The following is an 18,858-nucleotide window of genomic DNA, read 5'->3' on the forward strand; positions in this document are numbered from 1 at the left end:
CCTTCCGCTGGGAGAGGGCACGACTCCTAAAGCGCGAACGTGGCTTTCGCGAGACATGCCGATGCATGCCTCTGCTCTACCTTTCGGACACGCATATTCCCTTAACGCGAGAGGTTAACGCTTTCTTACGCGCGCGGGTGAGCCCGGTCATAGACCTCGAGCAGCCGCGATGAATCGACGCCGGTATAGACCTGCGTCGTCGAAAGGCTGGCATGGCCGAGCAATTCCTGGATCGTGCGCAGGTCGCCGCCACCTGCGAGCAGATGCGTGGCGAAAGAATGGCGCAACGCATGCGGCGTCGCCGTGTCCGGTAGCCCGAAGGCGCCGCGCAGCTTCTGCATGCCGCGTTGAATAATGCCGGGCTGCAGCTTGCCGCCGCGCGCACCGCGAAAAAGCGGCGTACCTGCGTCGAGATGATAGGGGCAGAGCGCGCGATATCTTTCGACCGCTTCGACAACGATGGGCAGCAGCGGTACCAAGCGAGTCTTGTTGCCCTTGCCGGTGATCCGCAGCGCCGTCGCGCCGGGGCGTACGTCTTCCGGCGTCAGATCCAATGCTTCGGAGATACGCAAGCCGCAGCCATAGAGCAGGGTCAGCACAGCCGTGTCGCGCGCGGCAATCCAAGGCTCGTCGTGCATCTGCGCCTCGTCGCTGACAACGGTGATCGCCTGGGTGTCGGAGAGCGGCTTTGGCAGCGATTTCGGCTGTTTCGGCGACCGCACCGCTGCAGCGCCGGCTGCATTCACCAGCCCTTTCTTTTCGAGATAGCGCAGCAGCGAACGAAGGCCGGCAAGATTGCGCCCGAGCGAACGCGCGCCCGCGCCATCCTTGCGGCGTGCCGCCAGAAAACCGCGGAAGTCTGCGGGGCGCAACGCGTGGATGTCCTCGATCGTCGCCGGACCGCCGAGATGACCGGTCAGAAAGGTGAGGAATTGCCGCGTGTCACGCTCGTAGGCATTGAGCGTATGGGCGGAAAGCCGCCGCTCCTCACCAAGCGTTTCCAGCCAACGGCCGCGCTCGGCCATCAGCTCGGGATCGGCGATAATCAGCAACTCGTTCAGTGGAAAACCCCTTGAAATTCAAATTCATTCTGCCACTTTGAAGGAGGGAAGGTTATGGAATCGCTAACATTCCTACTGTGCCGTGCCGCTCTTTTGCGTATGGACGATCGCAGTAGTCCTTTTCAACTGCGTATAAGCTGTTCCTTAAATCAATATCGATTTAAGCGGGTATACGCGAGGCGCTTGTCATGCTTCGATCATATTCGATTGCAATAGAGTATAACCCAACCATCCAGGGCATTTCATGGCACGTCGCGGTTCGATAACTGCATTGGGACAACTTGCAGAAGCGATCGCGTTGGTGTCCCAGGGCCAGCCCGGACATATCGTCGATACGCTGATCGCCGAACGCGGCCAGAAGATCGTTCGCAACCCGCTCTGGCCGTTGATGCGGCCGTTTCTCTATACGCTGTTGCGTTATAACAAGGCGATCGAATTTGCCGACGATATCGCCAATCTGCCGGGTTTCCAGTGCTTCGAATATATGAGCGATCTGCTCAAGCTCGATATCGGGGTGACCCATGCCGAGCGCATTCCGGCTTCCGGCGGCTTCATTCTCGTCAGCAACCATCCGACCGGTATTGCCGACGGCGTTGCGGTTTTCGATCTCCTGAAGGCGCGCCGGCCCGATATGATGGTTTTCGCCAATCGCGACGCCGTCCGCGTCAATCCGCGATTCGCCGAGATGATCATCCCGGTCGAATGGCGCGAGGAATACAAGAGCAAGCTGAAGACGCGCGAAACGCTGCAGCTCACCAATCGCGCCGTTGCCGAGGGCAAGGTCACTGTGCTCTTTCCCTCCGGCCGTATCGCCTATTGGGCTAACGGCAAGTTGAACGAGCGGCCATGGAAGACCTCGGCCGTGGGGCTGGCGCGCAAGTACAATCTGCCGATCCTGCCGGTGCATCTGACGGCGCGCAATTCCGGCCTTTTCTACTGGTTCGCCAAATGGTCGACGGAGCTGCGCGACATGACGGTGTTTCACGAGCTCCTCAACAAGCGCGGCGACCGCTTCGATTTCCTGATCGGCAATCTCATCCCGGTCGAGCATTTGGACGGCGACGTCAACGAAGTGACGAAAGCGCTGGAGAAGCACACGGTGTTCGATCTGGCGGCGGACGGAAATGCCACTTTCACGCCGGTCGGTCCTTCGATGGCGGCCGAGAATACGGCCGCGGCCGTCACGGAACATTCGGTTTAAGGCTGCGGCGGCTTATTGCTTCTACTCACCTCGCCAAAGATGGTGTGATGAACCTGTGAACCGGCTTTCGGATGATATCAGGCCGAACCACTCCCGGGTTTTCTTTTACCGCCGCTCGGGGCATGGTCTGGCGCGATGACCAAAGATTCGTCCGATCTGTTCGGCGCGTTGTTTGACGCCGCGCCCGCACACCCGACCATGAGCCGCACGGTCCCGGTTCTGGTGCCGATGCCGGCGCCGAAGCCCTATTCCTATGCGGTGCCGGAAGGCATGGCGGTTGAGCCCGGCTCGGTCGTGCAGGTGCCGCTCGGGCCGAGGCAGGTGATCGGCGTCGTCTGGGACGACGGTGACGAGGGCGGTGTCGATCCGAAGAAGCTGCGGCCGATCAGCCATGTCTTCGACTGCCCGCCGCTTACCAAGGAGATGCGCGATTTCATCGACTGGGTGGCCGCCTATACGCTGTCGCCGCCGGGGCTGGTGGCGCGCATGGCGCTGCGCGCGCCCGCAGCCTTCGATCCCGAACCAATGGTTGAAGGTTTGCGCTTTATCGGCGGTGTCCCGGAACGGCTGACGCCGGCTCGTGCGCGGGTGATGGAGACGGCCGCCGATGGGCTTTCCTGGACGCGCACTGGCTTGGCGCATGCCGCTGGGGTTTCGACCAGTGTCGTCGACGGGCTGATCACGCAGGGCATTTTCGAAACCGTGTTCCTGCCGCCGCCGCCAGTTGTTGCCAGGCCCGATCCGGATTACATCGCCTCGCGGCTCGGAGGCCCGCAGCGCGAAGCGGCGGATGAAATTCTTGCCGAGGTGGGCAAGGGCGAGTTTTCCGTGTCGCTGATCGATGGCGTCACCGGCTCCGGCAAGACCGAGGTCTATTTCGAGGCGATCGCCGAAACGCTGAAGCGCGGCAAGCAGGTGCTGATCCTGCTGCCGGAAATCGCGCTCACGGCCAGTTTCCTCGAGCGCTTTCAGGATCGCTTCGGCGCCAAGCCGGCCGAGTGGCATTCGGATTTAGCGCCGCGCATGCGCGAAAAGGTCTGGCGGCAGGCGGTAACGGGCGAGGTGCGCGTCGTTGCCGGCGCACGCTCGGCGCTGTTCCTGCCCTTCGAAGATCTCGGTCTGATCATCGTCGACGAAGAGCATGATCCCGCCTACAAGCAGGAGGATCGCGTCTATTACAATGCCCGCGACATGGCGGTCGTGCGCGGCCGGATCGGCGATTTTCCGGTGGTGCTGGTCTCGGCGACGCCTTCGGTCGAGAGCCAGGTTAATGGCCAGAGCGGGCGCTACAGTACGATCCATCTGCCGACCCGCTTCGGGGATGCGGCTCTTCCGGACCTGCATCTGATCGACATGCGCCGACATGCGCCGGAGCGCGGCGGGTTCCTCTCGCCGCTGCTGATCCGGGCGATCGGCAAGACGGTGGAGAAGGGCGAGCAGTCGCTGCTGTTCCTCAACAGGCGCGGCTATGCGCCGTTGACGCTCTGCCGCGTTTGCGGGCACCGTTTCCAATGTCCGCAATGTTCGAGCTGGCTGGTGGAGCATCGTTTCCGCGGCCAAATCCAATGCCATCAATGCGGCTATGCCGAACGGACGCCCGAGGCTTGCCCGGAATGCGGCACGCTCGATCATCTCGTCGCCTGCGGGCCGGGCGTCGAACGCATCGCCGAAGAGGTCGAGCGGCATTTTCCCGAAGCGCGGACAATCGTGCTCTCCTCCGACATCATGGGCGGCGTCAAGCGGCTGCGGTTGGAACTCGATGCTATTACCAAAGGCGAGGCGGATATCGTCATCGGCACGCAGCTCGTCGCCAAAGGGCATAATTTCCCGCTGATGACGCTGGTCGGCATCGTCGACGCCGATCTCGGCCTTGCCAATGGCGATCCGCGGGCTGCCGAGCGGACATTCCAGCTTCTGTCGCAGGTGACCGGCCGCGCGGGGCGAACCGGCCTCAAGAGCCACGGGCTGTTGCAGACCTATCAGCCACAGCACCCCGTCATGCAGGCGATCGTCTCCGGCGATGCCAGTGCATTTTATGAGCGTGAGATTTCCGAGCGCGAAAGAGCCATATTGCCGCCTTTCGGTCGGCTCGCCTCGATCATCGTCTCCGCCGATAGCCGGCAGGATGCGGAGACCCATGCTCGCGGCATGCGCAATGCCGCACCACAGGTTCAGGGCATATCGGTGCTCGGACCGGCCGAAGCGCCGCTTGCCCTGGTGCGGGGCCGCCACCGCTTTCGCCTGCTCGTGCACGGCCGGCGCAACTCGGACATGCAGGGATTCCTTCGCGCTTTGCTGGCACAATCACCGAAGGAGCGCGGCTCCGTGCAGGTGCAGCTCGACATCGATCCACAGAGTTTCCTGTAGTTTGGGGAAACGGCGCCTTTCCGGCGTCTTCCCCTGTTTCGCCTGTTCATGCCATAAGTCTGCCTGTTGATATGATTGATTTGGTTTAGGTTGATTTTGGGGACCACCGATGGAGCTTTATTTTCCGACTGACCTGGGCGAGCAGCTTGCCTATTGCTCGGCGGCATTTACGGCGCTTATCGGCTTCCTCGCGATGTTTGCCCCAGGCTACACCTATCGTTTCCTCAAGCTGCAGGTGCGGGAAGGGCAGCCGGAAGCCTATGCCGAGGGGCGTTCGGCCGGCGGCTTCTATCTGGGCTTCGGGCTGGTCGCGATCCTGCTGGCCCAGCCGATGGTCTATCTGGCGCTCGGTGCATCCTTTGCCGTCGCCGCCTTCGGCCGCATTCTTTCGATCATGTCGGATCGGGGAAGCGTTCTTTTGAATCTGTTACTTCTGGTTGTGCAGGCGGTTCTGGCGGCTCTACCGCTTCTCTATGGGCTCGGCTATATTTGAGCCAAAATGCTCTCGCTTCGGCTTTGATTGGCCGTGCTATCCCCATGGTTTTGAATTTTTGCCACCATAAATTCACCCGAATAGCGTATTCAGCGATTACGCGTGTTGCGAGTCTCAATATCCTATGTTAGACGAACCCCGAATTTCGGATGAGGTAGGGGGAAGCCCCTGCTGATTTCTGGGGGAAATCAAAACGAATTCAAGAACATGTGACTTCCGTCTCTCGGAAGCCGGATTCTTGGGTTGAAATCAGGGAATTTTGTGCCCGTGGCAGACACATCCCAGCATATTTCTGGTGTTGCAGAACGATATGCCTCGTCATTGTTCGAGCTGGCCCTCGAGGAGGGTGCCATCCCGGCAGTGACCGCCGATCTCGATCGGTTCCAAGCCATGCTGGATGACAGCGATGATCTGAAGCGTTTCGTCTTGAGCCCGGTCTTTTCGGCCGAAGAGCAGGTCGGCGCCGTCGAGGCCCTGGCGACCAAGGCGGGCTTCGGCAATTACGTCACCAATTTCCTGAAGGTCGTGGCAGGCAACCGGCGCCTTTTTGCGCTGCCGGGCATGATCAAGGCTTTCCGCATCATTGCCGCGCAGCATCGCGGCGAAGTTTCCGCCGAGATCACCTCGGCGCATGCGCTGACCCCGGCGCAGGAAGATGAATTGAAGGCGGCGCTGAAGGGCGTCACCGGCAAGGACGTGGCGATCGCCGTCACCGTCGATCCGTCGATTCTTGGCGGCCTGATCGTCAAGGTCGGCTCCCGCCAGATCGATACGTCCCTTCGCACCAAACTCTCCACCCTTAAGCTTGCATTGAAAGAGGTCGGCTGATGGATATCCGCGCCGCGGAAATTTCCGCAATTCTGAAAGATCAGATCAAAAACTTCGGCCAGGAAGCTGAAGTCTCCGAAGTCGGCCAGGTTCTCTCCGTCGGTGACGGTATCGCCCGCGTCTATGGTCTGGACAATGTTCAGGCCGGCGAAATGGTCGAATTCCCCGGCGGCATCCGCGGCATGGCGCTGAACCTTGAATCCGACAACGTCGGTGTGGTTATCTTCGGTTCGGACCGTGACATCAAGGAAGGCGACACCGTCAAGCGCACCGGCGCGATCGTTGACGTTCCGGTTGGCCCGGAACTTCTCGGCCGCGTCGTCGACGCGCTCGGCAACCCGATCGACGGCAAGGGCCCGATCAACGCGACCCGCCGCGCGCGCGTCGACGTCAAGGCTCCGGGCATCATTCCGCGCAAGTCGGTTCATGAGCCGATGTCGACCGGCCTGAAGGCTATCGACGCTCTGATCCCGGTCGGCCGCGGCCAGCGCGAGCTCGTCATCGGCGACCGCCAGACCGGCAAAACCGCCATCATTCTCGACACGATCCTGAACCAGAAAGCCATCCACGATGCCGGTCCGGACAGCGAAAAGCTGTACTGCGTCTACGTCGCCGTCGGCCAGAAGCGTTCGACCGTCGCTCAGTTCGTCAAGGTGCTCGAAGAGCGCGGCGCGCTGAAGTACTCGATCATCATCGCCGCAACGGCGTCCGATCCGGCTCCGATGCAGTTCCTGGCGCCGTTCGCCGGCTGCGCCATGGGCGAATATTTCCGTGACAATGGCATGCACGCGCTGATCGGCTATGACGACCTGTCGAAGCAGGCTGTTTCCTATCGCCAGATGTCGCTGCTGCTGCGCCGTCCGCCGGGCCGCGAAGCTTATCCGGGCGACGTTTTCTACCTGCACTCGCGTCTCCTCGAGCGCGCCGCCAAGATGAACGACGACAAGGGCGCCGGTTCGCTGACCGCTCTGCCGGTTATCGAAACGCAGGGCAACGACGTTTCGGCCTTCATTCCGACCAACGTGATCTCGATCACCGACGGCCAGATCTTCCTTGAAACCGACCTGTTCTACCAGGGTATCCGCCCGGCCGTTAACGTCGGTCTGTCGGTTTCGCGCGTCGGTTCGTCCGCGCAGATCAAGGCGATGAAGCAGGTTGCCGGCTCGATCAAGGGCGAACTCGCCCAGTATCGCGAAATGGCCGCCTTCGCCCAGTTCGGCTCGGACCTCGATGCTGCAACGCAGCGCCTGCTGAACCGCGGCGCCCGCCTGACCGAGCTCCTGAAGCAGCCGCAGTTCTCGCCATTGAAGACGGAAGAGCAGGTTGCGGTGATCTTCGCCGGCGTCAACGGCTATCTCGACAAGATCGCCGTTCCGCAGATCGGCAAGTTCGAGCAGGGCCTGCTTTCCTACCTGCGGTCGGAAGGCAAGGACATCCTCGACGCGATCCGCACCGAAAAGGCCATCAGCGACGCGACCAAGGGCAAGCTCATCGCTGCTCTCGACAGCTACGCCAAGTCTTTCGCCTGATCGGGCCTCACTTCTAGGACGGATACCGGATGCCTTCACTTAAGGATCTGAAAAACCGGATCGCCTCCGTCAAGGCGACGCAGAAGATCACCAAGGCGATGAAAATGGTCGCCGCGGCGAAGCTTCGGCGCGCCCAGGAGGCGGCCGAAGCCGCACGGCCCTATTCGCAGCGCATGAGCGCCGTTCTTGCCAATATTGCGGCTGCCGTCAGCGATGCGGACAGTGCACCGCCGCTGATGACCGGCACCGGCAAGAGCGATGTGCATTTGCTCATCGTCTGCACGGCCGAACGCGGTCTTTGCGGCGGTTTCAATTCGCAGATCGCACGTTTTGCCCGCGATCACGTGCGCAGGCTGCTGGCCGAAGGCAAGACCGTGAAGATCTTCACGGTCGGCAAGAAGGGCTATGACATCCTGCGCCGCGAATACGCTTCGCTCATCGTGGAGCGTAAGGAACTGCGCGACGTCAAGCGTATCGGCTTCGACAATGCCGACGCCATCGGCAAGCGTGTCATCGAAATGTTCGAAGGCGGCGAGTTTGACGTCTGCACGTTGTTCTATTCCGAATTCAAGTCGGTGATCAGCCAAGTGCCGACCGCGCTGCAGCTCGTCCCGGCTTCGACTCCGGCCGCTGTCGAAGAAGATGCCGCTCATCAGGGCGCCATTTACGAATACGAGCCGGATGCGGCTTCGATCCTCGCGGACCTGATCCCGCGTAACATCTCCGTCCAGATCTTCCGCGCGTTGCTTGAAAACGTCGCCGGCGAGATGGGCGCCAAGATGAGCGCGATGGACAATGCGACGCGCAATGCTGGTGAGATGATCAATAAGCTGACGCTGAACTACAACCGTCAGCGCCAGGCACAGATCACCAAGGAATTGATTGAAATCATTTCGGGCGCGGAAGCGCTCTGAGGTTAGGGAAAGAGGGTAAGAATATGGCTGACGCAGCTATGGCCGCAGTTTCGGTCGGCAAGGTTACGCAGGTTATCGGCGCCGTCGTGGACGTTTCTTTCGATGGCGATCTGCCGAAGATCCTGAATGCTCTCGAAACCGACAACAACGGCAACCGCCTTGTTCTGGAAGTCGCACAGCACCTGGGCGAAAACTCGGTTCGCACGATCGCCATGGACTCGACCGAAGGCCTGGTTCGCGGCCAGTCGGTTTCGGACACGGGCGCGCCGATCTCGGTTCCGGTCGGCCATGAGACGCTGGGCCGCATCATGAACGTCATCGGCGAGCCGGTCGACGAAGCAGGTCCGCTCAACACTTCCAAGAAGCGCGCCATTCACCAGGATGCTCCGTCCTACGTCGAGCAGTCCACGGAAGGCCAGATCCTCGTCACCGGCATCAAGGTCGTCGACCTGCTCGCTCCCTATGCAAAGGGCGGCAAGATCGGCCTCTTCGGCGGCGCAGGCGTCGGCAAGACCGTTCTCATCATGGAACTGATCAACAACGTCGCCAAGGCGCACGGTGGTTACTCGGTTTTCGCAGGCGTGGGTGAACGTACCCGTGAAGGCAACGACCTCTATCACGAAATGATCGAATCGGGCGTCAACAAGCATGGTGGCGGCGAAGGTTCGAAGGCTGCGCTCGTCTATGGCCAGATGAACGAACCGCCGGGTGCCCGCGCCCGCGTCGCTCTGACCGGTCTGACGGTTGCTGAAAACTTCCGCGACGAAGGCCAGGACGTTCTGTTCTTCGTCGACAACATCTTCCGCTTCACGCAGGCAGGCTCGGAAGTGTCGGCTCTGCTCGGCCGTATTCCTTCGGCCGTGGGCTATCAGCCGACGCTCGCCACCGACATGGGCCAGATGCAGGAACGCATCACCACGACGACGACGGGTTCGATCACCTCGGTTCAGGCTATTTACGTTCCTGCCGACGACTTGACCGACCCAGCGCCGGCAACCTCGTTCGCCCACCTGGACGCAACGACGGTTCTGTCGCGCTCGATCGCTGAAAAGGGCATCTACCCGGCCGTCGACCCGCTCGACTCCACCTCGCGCATGCTCGACCCGATGGTCGTCGGCGAAGAGCACTATGAAGTCGCTCGTAAGGTCCAGTCGACCCTGCAGCGCTACAAGGCCCTGCAGGACATCATCGCCATCCTCGGCATGGACGAACTGTCGGAAGAAGACAAGCTGGCCGTTGCCCGCGCCCGCAAGATCGAGCGTTTCCTGTCGCAGCCGTTCTTCGTCGCAGAAGTCTTCACCGGTTCGCCGGGCAAGCTCGTCGCTCTCGAAGACACCATCAAGGGCTTCAAGGGCCTGGTCAATGGCGAATACGACCACCTGCCGGAAGCCGCTTTCTACATGGTCGGCTCGATCGACGAAGCGGTCGAAAAGGCCAAGAAGCTGGCTGCTTAATAGAGTCAATCGAACGGCGCGCGAAGTTTGGTGCGCCGTTACCTTGAATAAAGACAATCGAGAAGTGACCGGTCATGCCTGACAATTTCAATTTCGAACTGGTGTCTCCGGAGCGTCTGCTTCTGTCGGAGCAGGTTGTCGATGTTGTCATTCCCGCGAGCGAAGGCGAGATGACCATCATGGCACATCATGCGCCGACGATGACCTCGATCAAGCCGGGCGTTATCAAGGTGCATGCGGCTTCGGGCAAGAAACAGGACTACGTCGTATTCGGCGGCTTCGCCGATATCCTGCCGACGGGCTGCACGCTGCTTGCCGAATCCGCAATTCCCGTCGAAGATCTTCGGCAGGACGAGTTGACGCGCCGTATCGATATCGCCAAAGCCGAACTCGAAAATGTCGAACATCATGAGCACAAGTCGCGTCTTGAGCATTACATCATGGAAATGACGCGTCTGCGCGGCGCTATCGGCCAAGATTGATACCTAGTTTTCGGTTTCGAGCGAAAGCGGCCTCTTCGGGCCGCTTTTTTGTTGCGCGGCTTGGTCCGTGTCAGCCTTGATAGCCGCCCAGCAGATGCCGATGCAACTGGCCCGCTTCCGGCGACAGGGCGCGGAATCGGGGCGCGCCGAGATAATAACCGAAGCCGCTTTCGACCCGGTCCTTGCCGACCGCGACCAGTGCGCCGGATCGCAGGTGTTCTTCGATGAGGCCGAGGCTGCCAAGCGCGATGCCTTCGCCGCGCAATGCCGCTTCGACTGCCATGATATAGGTGGAGAAAGACAGCCGCGGTCGCGGCAATTTGCCCTTAGGTGGATTGCCTATGCGGCTGAACCATTGGCGGAAGCTGATCCAGTGGGCGTTGAAGCGCTCGTAGTCGATCAGATCCAGCCCGGCGATATCGGCTGATGTCAGCGCCTGCGGCTCCAGACCGCGGCTGGCCAGATAATCCGGCGAAGCGATCGGCACCAGCACTTCCTTCATCAATAGCGTCAGATTCCAGCGCGGATGCTCGCCGGTGGAATAAAGAATGACGAGATCGTTGGTCTCCGAGGCGAGTTCCGAGGGCGAGTCCGTCGTCAGCAAACGAACGGAGATGCCAGGGCTCTCCTTGCCGAAATCCTTGAGCCGCTGTCCGAGCCATAGATGTGAGACGGAGCCGCTGGCGGCGATTGAAATGATTTCGCCCGAGCCGGCTCGAAACGGCTCCAGGCTTTCTTCGAGATATTCCAGCGTGGCGCGCACGCGCTGGAACAGCCGCTCGCCATCCGGCGTCAGCGCGAGATTTCGGCCGCGCCGCGTAAAAAGCGTCGCGCCAAGGTGATCCTCCAGCCCTTTGATGCGGCGGCTGACGGCAGCCTGCGTGATGTTTAGTTCGCGGCCGGCGCGGGAAAAATTCATGGCCCGCGCTGCGGCATCGAACACGCGGAAGGCCTCCAGCGGAATCTTTTCGAGCATAGACTCTCCATAACTTCAGATCATCAATATTCCCGATAAATGGCCAGATTTGAAGAGTTAAAATTGTGATGCAGGATTGCGGCATCGTTTTCAGCCGCTTTTGCAAGAGGATTTTTTCGTGTCCTTCTCCATATCCGCCATTCCAGACATTCGTTTCGGCGAGGGCGTCCTCTCTAGCCTTCCCGCCGCGGTCAAATCCTTCGAGGGCGTCGGCGTCGTTCTGCTTGTGATCGACGCCTTCCTGGCACAGTCGGGCCTCGCGGTGCAGATCAGCGGCGCGCTGGCCGAGGCAGGCGTGAAGACGCAGGTTTTTTCCGATTTCTCCGGCGAGCCGAAGCTTGCGCACCTCCATGCCGCGATCGAGGTTGGGCAGGGCGCAGATATGGTGATCGGCGTCGGCGGTGGTTCGGCGCTCGATATCGGCAAGATCGTCGCCTGCTGCATCGCTTCCGGCAAGGACCCGATGCATTACGCGCTCGCGGCCAACCCGCTGCCGAAAAATTCCCTGAAGAAAATTATGGTGCCCACTACCGCCGGCACGGGCTCGGAGACATCGGCGACGAATATCTTCGCTGGGCCCGAAGGCAAGAAGCTCTGGATCTGGGGACCGGAAACCAAGGCCGATCTTGTCATTCTCGATCCGGCGCTGACGAAGACGCTGCCCGCCAATCTCACCGCCTGGTGCGGCCTCGATGCCTTCATCCATGCCTTCGAGGCGGCGACGAACCGCAACACGCATCGTGGCGCACAATTCTACGCCCATCAGGCGCTGCGGCTGATTACCGGCGCCCTGGAAACGGCGGTCAAGCGGCCCGATGATATGGCGGCGCGTGGCGACGTGTTGCTCGGCTCCTGCTTTGGGGGCATCGCCATCGACAATTGCGGTACGGCGATTGCCCATAATATCAGCCATGCGCTGGCGGGTCTTGCGCCGGTGCACCATGGGCTTGCGACGGCGCTCGGCTTTGAAGCGACGCTTGCATGGCTTGTCGAGGCGGATTCGGCTGATATCAATGCCGCGGCCAAGGCATGCGGTGTCGACAATGCCACGCAGCTTCCTGCCTTCGTTTCGAGCTGGATGGACCGCTGTGGAATTACGCGCTCGCTTCCTGCTGCCTTCAAGCCGTTCGATGCTTCCGATCTCGCGCGTGAGATGCGTGCGATCGAAAACCAGCCCATGCGGCGCTCGGCGATCCGCGATGTGACGGACGCCGATATCGACCGCTTTGCCGCCGCCGTCATGGCGCTGCCGAAAGGAATCTGAGATGAGCAAAAATTTTACGCGCGATTATTGGGAAAGCGTTCTTTCCGGCCTCAAGCCCGAAGGGCGTCATTTCATCAACGGCGCCCATCGCGCTGCCGCATCGGGCGAGACCTTCACCCGCATCCGTCCGATGGATGGCAAGCCCGGCGCAGAGCTCGCTCGCGGCAATGCCGCCGATATCGATGCCGCCGTCGCCTCTGCGCGTGCCGCTTTCGAAAGCGGCGTCTGGCGCAAGAAGGAGCCGCTGGAAAAGAAGAGGATCATCTTGAAATGGGCCGAGCTGATCCGCGCCCATGGCGAAGAACTCGCCATGCTGGAAACGCTTGATGTCGGCAAGCCGGTCATGGCGTCGCTCACCGTCGATGTCCGCCTCTGCGCCGACTGCATCCAGTTCTATGGCGAGATGATCGACAAAATGTATGACGAGATCGCGCCGACGGGGCCGAATGCCCGGGCGCTGGTGCGCAAGGTGCCGATCGGCGTTGTGGGCGCGATTACGCCGTGGAACTATCCGATGATCATCGATGCCTGGAAGCTCGGACCGGCGATTGCTGCCGGTAATTCCGTGGTGCTGAAGCCGGCGGAACAATCGTCGCTCTCGGCCATCCGCCTCGCCGAACTTGCCTTTGAAGCCGGCCTGCCCGCTGGCGTCTTCAATGTCGTCACCGGCTACGGCGAAGAAACCGGCAAGCCGCTGGCATTGCACATGGACGTCGACATGATCGCGTTTACCGGCTCGACCGAGGTCGGCAAGCTGATCATGGGTTACGCGGCGCAATCCAACGTCAAGCGCGTGGCGCTCGAACTCGGCGGCAAGTCGCCGTTGGTCGTCTTCGAAGACGCCGATCTTGATGCGGCGGCGAGCGCGGCGGCCTGGGGCTGCTTCTACAATTCCGGCGAGACCTGCCATGCTTCGACGCGGCTCATCGTACAGCGTTCGATTCAGGACAAGCTGATCGAGAAGATCGAGGCGGTGACCGGCTCCGATATCACGCTCAAGCATCCGCTCGATCCCTCGGCGCAGATCGGCGCGCTGATCGAGGAGGAGCATATGAACAAGGTGCTTTCCATGATTGCGGCCGGGGAGAAGGAGGGGGCTCGACGAGCCTTCGGCGCCGAGCGGGTGCTGAGCGAGACCGGCGGCTATTATGTCTCGCCCGGCGTATTAGTCGATATGACCAACGATATGAGCCTGGCGCGGCAGGAGATTTTTGGGCCGGTGCTCGCCGCCATTCCCTTCGATACCGAGGAGGAGGCGCTCAAGATCGCCAACGATACGATCTATGGCCTTGCCGGCGCCGTCTTCACCAAGGACATGGACCGCGCTCACCGCTTTTCCGAGGCGATCCATGCAGGCACCGTGTGGATCAACACCTACGATATGTCGAATTTCGCGACGCCTTTCGGCGGCTTCAAGCAATCCGGTTTCGGCCGCGACCGCTCGGTGCATGCGATCGATAAATATTGCGACTACAAGACCATTTGGCAGCAGTTCGGTTGAGGTTTGCGGGGAGGCACGACCATGAGCAAGATCGTTTCCATTGAGATCACCCATCACCGCCTGCCGCTCGATCCGCCGTTCAAGGCTAGCTGGGACGGACGGCCGCGCCGGCATTTCGATGCGACGATCGTCCGTGTTCGGGATGATGAGGGCCGCGATGGCATCGGTTCCGGCGACCTGATGAAGGGCTTCGATGGGCACGAGGACCTGTTCATCGGCGAGGATCCGCGGCATCTGGAGCGCCACTACGAGGTCCTCTCGCATATCAATTTCCATTATGGCCGCTGCTGGCCGATGGACCTGGCGCTGTGGGATCTCTCCGGCAAGATTACCGGCGAGCCGGTTTGGCGGATGCTCGGCGGTCGCGCCAGTCGTGTGCGGCTCTATGCCTCCTCCGGCGTGCTGCGTGAGCCGGCTTCGATGGCCGAGCAGGCGGAACGCTATCTGGAAGAAGGCTTTCCGGCGATGAAGGTGCGCTTCTCTTCGTCGGCGGGCGGACGCGGCAGTTGGCGGGACGATGTAAAGGCCCTGGAGGCGATTCGAGCCCGCGTCGGCACCAAGCTGGAGCTGATGGTCGACTGTAACCAGGGTTGGCGCATGCCCTGGGATACGACATTGCCGTGGACCTTCAAGGATGCGCTGGCGGTTGCCAAAGAGCTGGAGCGGCTCGGAATATACTGGATGGAAGAGCCGCTGCACCGTTCGGACCGCAAGGGCATGAAGGAGCTGAAACAGGCGACTTCGGTCCGCATAGCCGGCGGCGAGATGACGCGCGAGCTCTACGAATTCCGGGACATCATCGAAGAGCGCGCCTTCGATGTCATCCAGCCGGATGTGGCGCTGGTCGGCGGCATTAGCGGCTGCCGGCGGCTGGTCTACCAGGCGCGGGAGGCGGGTGTCCAATTTACGCCGCACTCATGGACGAATGGTATCGGTGTGCTGGCGAACGCGCATTTGACCGCGGGTGTCGGCGATGCGCCTTGGCTCGAATATCCGTACGACAATCCGGAATGGAGCGAGGCCCGTCGTGACTATCCGATGGCGATGCCGCTTAAGCACGATGAGGGTTGGCTGGATTTGGGGCTTTCTCCCGGCCTCGGCGTTGTTCTCGATGAAGAACGTCTAAAAGCCACCCGCATCTGACATGATGATGCTCGGCCTCTCCCCGGTCGGGTTTCGTTTCCCACCTTATTTGCCGCCCAACGGTCTCCGTTGGACGGCTTTTTTCTCGGACATGGATGATGTGCGCGCCGTCTGCTCGCGCGTTCGGGCCCAGCGAATGACCGGGCGTTCCAGGAAGAAATAGCTGGCAGTTCCGATCGCGAAGACAATGACGGTTGCGACGAGGCTCGATGTGATCCAGCCGCCGAGCACGTCATTTGAGCCGGTGCCGAAGGTCCAAGGGAAAAGCGTGGTCGCCAGCGTCAGCACGATATCCTGCCAGATATAGACGCCGAAGGAGACGGTGGCGACATAACGGCTGAGACGATTGTCGAGCAGCTTTGCCAGCAGCAGCGATTGCGGAAGCGTGGCAAGCGCGACAGCGGCCGCCAGGGGAAGCAGCGGGAATTGGTAGGGAATGCCAAGCCAGGCATAGCCTTCCGATGCGCCACCGATGGACTGCGGCAACTGCCATGCGCCCATGACGATCGCGAGTGCCCCGATGATATCGTAGACTGCCGAGCGGCGAGCCGGCAGGATGGTCTGGATCCCGGCTGTCAGCATCCCGATCGCAAATATTGCGAAGAAGCCGATGGGATTGAAGCGTGGCATCCATTCCTTGGCGCCACCCTGAAAGCCATATTCCCATCCCCGCCCGACGGTGTCCGTCGGCAGATAGGTAACCACCAGCCAATGGCCGACCAGTGAGACGGCGATGATGCCGATCCAGAGCAGGCGGCTGACGAGAACGGAGCGTGATCTCGGCACCGCATACAACAGCAGCAGAAAGCCGATCGGCAAAAGCACATAGCAGGTCGTTTCGAAGGGGATCGACCACAATGGCCCGTCACCCTGCACCGGAAAAAAGGTGCGCCAGTGCCATTGGCTCATCAGGAAGACGCCGGCGATATAGCTGCCGATCAGCTCTCCATCGAGCGGAAACCCATAGATCGTGAAACTGAGCACGAAGCCGACCGTCAGGGCAAACCAGAAGCCAGGCAGGATGCGGGCAGCGCGCCGCATAGCGTAGATCTTTAAAGACGGCAACGGCTGGGCTCTATCGAGGGCCAGCCAAAAGGGACGCGAGAGAAGAAAGCCGCTGAGAACGAAAAAGACCGTGACGCCGTGATTGCCGAAGCGTGCCAATATGAAGGTTAGGTCCAAAGCCGGAGGAATTTTGTTGAAATTCATTCGAAGCGCGAGATGGTGAACGAGCACCATCAGACATGCGACGGCCCGCATGAAATCCGCTCCTCCCAGACGCTTCTCGTTCTCCATCCCCGTCCCGCCGAAACTGCCTGCCTTGGGTTAGGTCATCGAGGCGACTTCGGCAAGTACGGCGTTCCGGCAAGGTAAACTTCTGAGTGCACAACAGACGCCCGAACCTGAAACGCCAGGTCCGGGCGTCAAACCGCTCTTCCGTACCTGCCAGAAACGAAAGACCGGATTCGAATATTGCTGAAGGCGATCAGGCGGCGATGGAACGATAGGGGCGCGTTGTCCGGGCTGGTTTCAAGGCCGCGCTCCACCAATTCAGCCGCGCCATCATCTGCACCAGCGCTCGACGGGCTTCGATCGGGTTTTCGAGAGCGCCATCTTCGGCGAACCGGCCCCATGGATTGGCGAAGCTGACGGTGTCGCGCACCGTGACGGCATGCAGCTCGGCAAAGACCAGCCGCAACTGTTCGACGGCGCGAAGCCCGCCGGAAATGCCGCCATAGGAGACGAAGGCGACCGGCTTGCCCTGCCATGGCTCGTAAACGAGATCGAGCACGAATTTTAGCGAGGCGGTGAAGCTGTGATTGTATTCCGGCGTGACGACGATGTAGGCATCGGCCTCGGAGAGCCGCTCGGCAAGGGCCGCGACCGCCGGATGCTCCCTATCGTGGAGGACGGGGAGGCCGAATTCGAGCGGATCGATAATGTCGATGTCGATCAGCGGATAGTTCGCCAGTTCGCGGACGACCCAATTGACCACGCGGTCACATAGTCGGCCCTTGCGGGTGCTGCCGTAGAGAATTGCCAGACGGGTTGGTTCTGTCATGCGTTGCTCCTGCTTTACGCGCTTCGGAGCAGGAGCTATAGAACCTCAAGTAAAGTTGAGGTCAAGAGCTCATTATGGGAAAAATCGAATCCGATGAATTTTCCAAATTGCTGACGGTGGGCGAGGTGGCAGCGCGCAGCGGCGTTGCGGTTTCGGCGCTGCATTTCTACGAGACGAAAGGGCTGATCGAGAGCCATCGCAGCCGTGGCAACCAGCGGCGTTATGCCCGCGAGGTCTTGCGCCGGGTGGCGGTCATCAAGGTGGCACAGCGTGTGGGCATTCCGCTTGCGGAGATTCAGGCGGCACTCGATACGCTGCCGCAAAGCCGGACGCCGACAGGCGCCGATTGGCGGGCGCTTTCTGCGCAATGGAAGGATGATCTCGATAACAGGATCAGGCGGCTGCAGGGTTTGCGGGATAAGCTCGACGGCTGTATCGGCTGCGGCTGCCTCTCGATGCAGAGCTGTCCTCTGCGCAATCCCTGGGATGAGCTGGCAAAAGAAGGGCCTGGGCCGCGTCTGCTGGATCCCTAGACTGCCGTGCGTTCATTTGAACGCACAATTCTCCCACCATTTGAGCACTCGCATCGCCCGCAACGTGATCCACCGCGAAGGCTTGCCCTCCCCGTCATCGACGTCGAACCACGCGCGTCCCGCCGGGCTCCAGTCCAGCGGCCATGTGCCGTTCTCCAGGCGTCTGGAATGAACATGGTCGATCGCCTCGCCAAGTCGCGGATCCGGATCAGCGCCGGTCAGTATGGCGGCAAAGCGGAAGTAGTCGAGCGCACGCAAAATGTCGTAGCGCCACCGATTGGGATGCACGAAGCGGAGAAATCGCTCGTCTGCGGGTTCGCCGGTACCGAGACGGCGGAACAGGTTGCGCTGCAGGAGATATTCTTCGCCCGATCTGCGCGCCTCTCGGGAGTCAGGCGTTCCCCCGGTAGCCTTCTCATATTCCAGAAGTCCCTCCAGCACATTGATGGTGCTGGCGAAGGATGAGCGGACCGAACCGTTGGCTCTTTCACAGTTCCAGCCGCCGTCTTCGAGACATTCGCTCACCAGCCTGCGAACAATGGGTGAGATGTCTGCCCCGAAATAGGCGCCATCGGCAACCGTCCGGCCGTTGATACACTCCTCGACTTCGCCGTCCCAGAAGGGTTGGCCGCCTTCTTCCCAGCGTGAATTGGCGCCGATCAGGTCGACCGTCCGTTTTGCCCGATCCGATGATGGATCGAGGCCAAACTCCCGAAGCTGCGACAGGGAAAAGGTCGTGGCCGTCCAGGGCTGACCGCGCTCCCGCCACTCGCTGCGATCGAAATCGCGCGGCAAGAAGGCGCCGCCTGCCCATTGCCCGTCCGCGTCCTGGCAAGAGAGAAGTCTGGCGCCCCAGCCCTCGCTTTCCACCTTGGCCCGCTCTGCCCGCCATGCCGCTTCCGGGGCCTCAAGCAGGTCGCGCATCACCTGCCATCGGATCGATGGATCGGAGTCGAGAAGCCATTCGATCACCGCGCTGGAGTCGGTCATGGAGGCGAGCCTATCAGCAATCTGGGCGATAACTCTCTTTTAACGGCTTCCGCGGGCCTA

At 61.1% G+C, this 18,858-nt stretch carries 17 protein-coding genes; 12 read left to right on the top strand and 5 right to left on the bottom strand.

Annotated elements, in window-relative coordinates; translation table 11 throughout:
• Positions 1-125: 125 nt before the first annotated feature.
• Positions 126-1,061: a tyrosine recombinase XerC gene (locus QDY28_RS18130; RefSeq protein WP_331383129.1), complete on the bottom strand. Its 936-nt coding sequence runs from the start codon at positions 1,059-1,061 to the stop codon at positions 126-128.
• Between the two features lie 244 nt (positions 1,062-1,305).
• Between QDY28_RS18130 and QDY28_RS18135 the strand changes: the two genes are divergently transcribed.
• The 8 genes from QDY28_RS18135 (at position 1,306) to QDY28_RS18170 (ending at position 10,329) form a co-directional block, all read left to right on the top strand.
• Positions 1,306-2,262 carry a GNAT family N-acetyltransferase gene (locus tag QDY28_RS18135; protein ID WP_331383053.1) on the top strand — a complete coding sequence of 319 codons (957 nt, stop codon included), beginning with the start codon at positions 1,306-1,308 and terminating at the stop codon, positions 2,260-2,262.
• A gap of 135 nt (positions 2,263-2,397) precedes the next feature.
• Positions 2,398-4,629 (top strand): primosomal protein N', encoded by a 2,232-nt coding sequence (locus tag QDY28_RS18140; protein ID WP_331383054.1) that lies wholly within the window; start codon positions 2,398-2,400, stop codon positions 4,627-4,629.
• Positions 4,630-4,738: 109 nt separating this feature from the next.
• Positions 4,739-5,122 carry an AGROH133_08824 family phage infection protein gene (locus QDY28_RS18145; protein WP_331383055.1) on the top strand — a complete coding sequence of 128 codons (384 nt, stop codon included), beginning with the start codon at positions 4,739-4,741 and terminating at the stop codon, positions 5,120-5,122.
• Between the two features lie 261 nt (positions 5,123-5,383).
• Positions 5,384-5,950, top strand: a complete 567-nt coding sequence (locus QDY28_RS18150; protein WP_331383056.1) for a F0F1 ATP synthase subunit delta — start codon at positions 5,384-5,386, stop codon at positions 5,948-5,950.
• Positions 5,950-7,479, top strand: a complete 1,530-nt coding sequence (atpA, locus tag QDY28_RS18155) for a F0F1 ATP synthase subunit alpha (RefSeq protein ID WP_331383057.1) — start codon at positions 5,950-5,952, stop codon at positions 7,477-7,479. The genes QDY28_RS18150 and atpA overlap by 1 nt, the downstream gene beginning before the upstream one ends.
• A 29-nt stretch (positions 7,480-7,508) precedes the next feature.
• Positions 7,509-8,393 (top strand): F0F1 ATP synthase subunit gamma, encoded by an 885-nt coding sequence (locus tag QDY28_RS18160; protein ID WP_331383058.1) that lies wholly within the window; start codon positions 7,509-7,511, stop codon positions 8,391-8,393.
• Between the two features lie 23 nt (positions 8,394-8,416).
• Complete coding sequence (gene atpD / locus QDY28_RS18165) at positions 8,417-9,847, top strand: F0F1 ATP synthase subunit beta (RefSeq protein WP_331383059.1); 1,431 nt, start codon at positions 8,417-8,419, stop codon at positions 9,845-9,847.
• A gap of 74 nt (positions 9,848-9,921) precedes the next feature.
• Complete coding sequence (locus QDY28_RS18170; protein WP_331383060.1) at positions 9,922-10,329, top strand: F0F1 ATP synthase subunit epsilon; 408 nt, start codon at positions 9,922-9,924, stop codon at positions 10,327-10,329.
• A gap of 70 nt (positions 10,330-10,399) precedes the next feature.
• Here the strand turns inward: QDY28_RS18170 and QDY28_RS18175 are convergent, their stop codons facing one another.
• Positions 10,400-11,305, bottom strand: a complete 906-nt coding sequence (locus QDY28_RS18175) for a LysR substrate-binding domain-containing protein (RefSeq protein WP_331383061.1) — start codon at positions 11,303-11,305, stop codon at positions 10,400-10,402.
• Between the two features lie 118 nt (positions 11,306-11,423).
• On the opposite strand from QDY28_RS18175, the gene QDY28_RS18180 reads away from it, so the two are divergent.
• The 3 genes from QDY28_RS18180 to QDY28_RS18190 are packed head-to-tail and all read left to right on the top strand — an operon-like array spanning position 11,424 to position 15,213.
• A complete protein-coding gene (locus QDY28_RS18180) occupies positions 11,424-12,569 on the top strand; it encodes an iron-containing alcohol dehydrogenase (RefSeq protein ID WP_331383062.1) in 1,146 nt (381 codons plus the stop codon).
• Position 12,570: 1 nt separating this feature from the next.
• On the top strand, positions 12,571-14,070 hold the full coding sequence (locus tag QDY28_RS18185) for an aldehyde dehydrogenase (protein ID WP_331383063.1): 1,500 nt from the start codon (positions 12,571-12,573) through the stop codon (positions 14,068-14,070).
• A 21-nt stretch (positions 14,071-14,091) separates the two neighbouring features.
• Complete coding sequence (locus QDY28_RS18190; protein ID WP_331383064.1) at positions 14,092-15,213, top strand: mandelate racemase/muconate lactonizing enzyme family protein; 1,122 nt, start codon at positions 14,092-14,094, stop codon at positions 15,211-15,213.
• Positions 15,214-15,258: 45 nt separating this feature from the next.
• On the opposite strand, the gene QDY28_RS18195 is transcribed toward QDY28_RS18190, so the two are convergent.
• Together QDY28_RS18195 and QDY28_RS18200 are read right to left on the bottom strand one after the other, a co-directional pair.
• Positions 15,259-16,509, bottom strand: a complete 1,251-nt coding sequence (locus QDY28_RS18195; RefSeq protein ID WP_331383065.1) for an acyltransferase family protein — start codon at positions 16,507-16,509, stop codon at positions 15,259-15,261.
• A gap of 190 nt (positions 16,510-16,699) precedes the next feature.
• Positions 16,700-17,275, bottom strand: a complete 576-nt coding sequence (locus QDY28_RS18200; protein ID WP_331383066.1) for an NADPH-dependent FMN reductase — start codon at positions 17,273-17,275, stop codon at positions 16,700-16,702.
• A gap of 74 nt (positions 17,276-17,349) precedes the next feature.
• Here QDY28_RS18200 and soxR point away from each other — a divergent pair, with 74 nt between their 5' ends.
• On the top strand, positions 17,350-17,808 hold the full coding sequence (gene soxR / locus QDY28_RS18205; RefSeq protein ID WP_331383067.1) for a redox-sensitive transcriptional activator SoxR: 459 nt from the start codon (positions 17,350-17,352) through the stop codon (positions 17,806-17,808).
• A gap of 12 nt (positions 17,809-17,820) precedes the next feature.
• Here soxR and QDY28_RS18210 read toward each other — a convergent pair whose 3' ends face one another.
• Positions 17,821-18,798: a squalene cyclase gene (locus QDY28_RS18210; protein WP_331383068.1), complete on the bottom strand. Its 978-nt coding sequence runs from the start codon at positions 18,796-18,798 to the stop codon at positions 17,821-17,823.
• Positions 18,799-18,858 lie beyond the last annotated feature (60 nt).

This window comes from Rhizobium sp. BR 362, from assembly GCF_036528765.1.
Classification (GTDB): Bacteria; Pseudomonadota; Alphaproteobacteria; order Rhizobiales; family Rhizobiaceae; genus Rhizobium.

Bases quoted from the DNA above. Each gene is read 5' to 3' on its own strand.
- QDY28_RS18195 (WP_331383065.1), bottom strand. From the start codon at position 16,509: ATGGAGAACGAGAAGCGTCTGGGAGGAGCGGATTTCATGCGGGCCGTC.
- QDY28_RS18175 (WP_331383061.1), bottom strand. From the start codon at position 11,305: ATGCTCGAAAAGATTCCGCTGGAGGCCTTCCGCGTGTTCGATGCCGCA.
- QDY28_RS18190 (WP_331383064.1), top strand. From the start codon at position 14,092: ATGAGCAAGATCGTTTCCATTGAGATCACCCATCACCGCCTGCCGCTC.
- QDY28_RS18135 (WP_331383053.1), top strand. From the start codon at position 1,306: ATGGCACGTCGCGGTTCGATAACTGCATTGGGACAACTTGCAGAAGCG.
- atpD (WP_331383059.1), top strand. From the start codon at position 8,417: ATGGCTGACGCAGCTATGGCCGCAGTTTCGGTCGGCAAGGTTACGCAG.
- QDY28_RS18170 (WP_331383060.1), top strand. From the start codon at position 9,922: ATGCCTGACAATTTCAATTTCGAACTGGTGTCTCCGGAGCGTCTGCTT.
- soxR (WP_331383067.1), top strand. From the start codon at position 17,350: ATGGGAAAAATCGAATCCGATGAATTTTCCAAATTGCTGACGGTGGGC.
- QDY28_RS18210 (WP_331383068.1), bottom strand. From the start codon at position 18,798: ATGACCGACTCCAGCGCGGTGATCGAATGGCTTCTCGACTCCGATCCA.
- atpA (WP_331383057.1), top strand. From the start codon at position 5,950: ATGGATATCCGCGCCGCGGAAATTTCCGCAATTCTGAAAGATCAGATC.
- QDY28_RS18160 (WP_331383058.1), top strand. From the start codon at position 7,509: ATGCCTTCACTTAAGGATCTGAAAAACCGGATCGCCTCCGTCAAGGCG.
- QDY28_RS18140 (WP_331383054.1), top strand. From the start codon at position 2,398: ATGACCAAAGATTCGTCCGATCTGTTCGGCGCGTTGTTTGACGCCGCG.
- QDY28_RS18185 (WP_331383063.1), top strand. From the start codon at position 12,571: ATGAGCAAAAATTTTACGCGCGATTATTGGGAAAGCGTTCTTTCCGGC.
- QDY28_RS18145 (WP_331383055.1), top strand. From the start codon at position 4,739: ATGGAGCTTTATTTTCCGACTGACCTGGGCGAGCAGCTTGCCTATTGC.
- QDY28_RS18200 (WP_331383066.1), bottom strand. From the start codon at position 17,275: ATGACAGAACCAACCCGTCTGGCAATTCTCTACGGCAGCACCCGCAAG.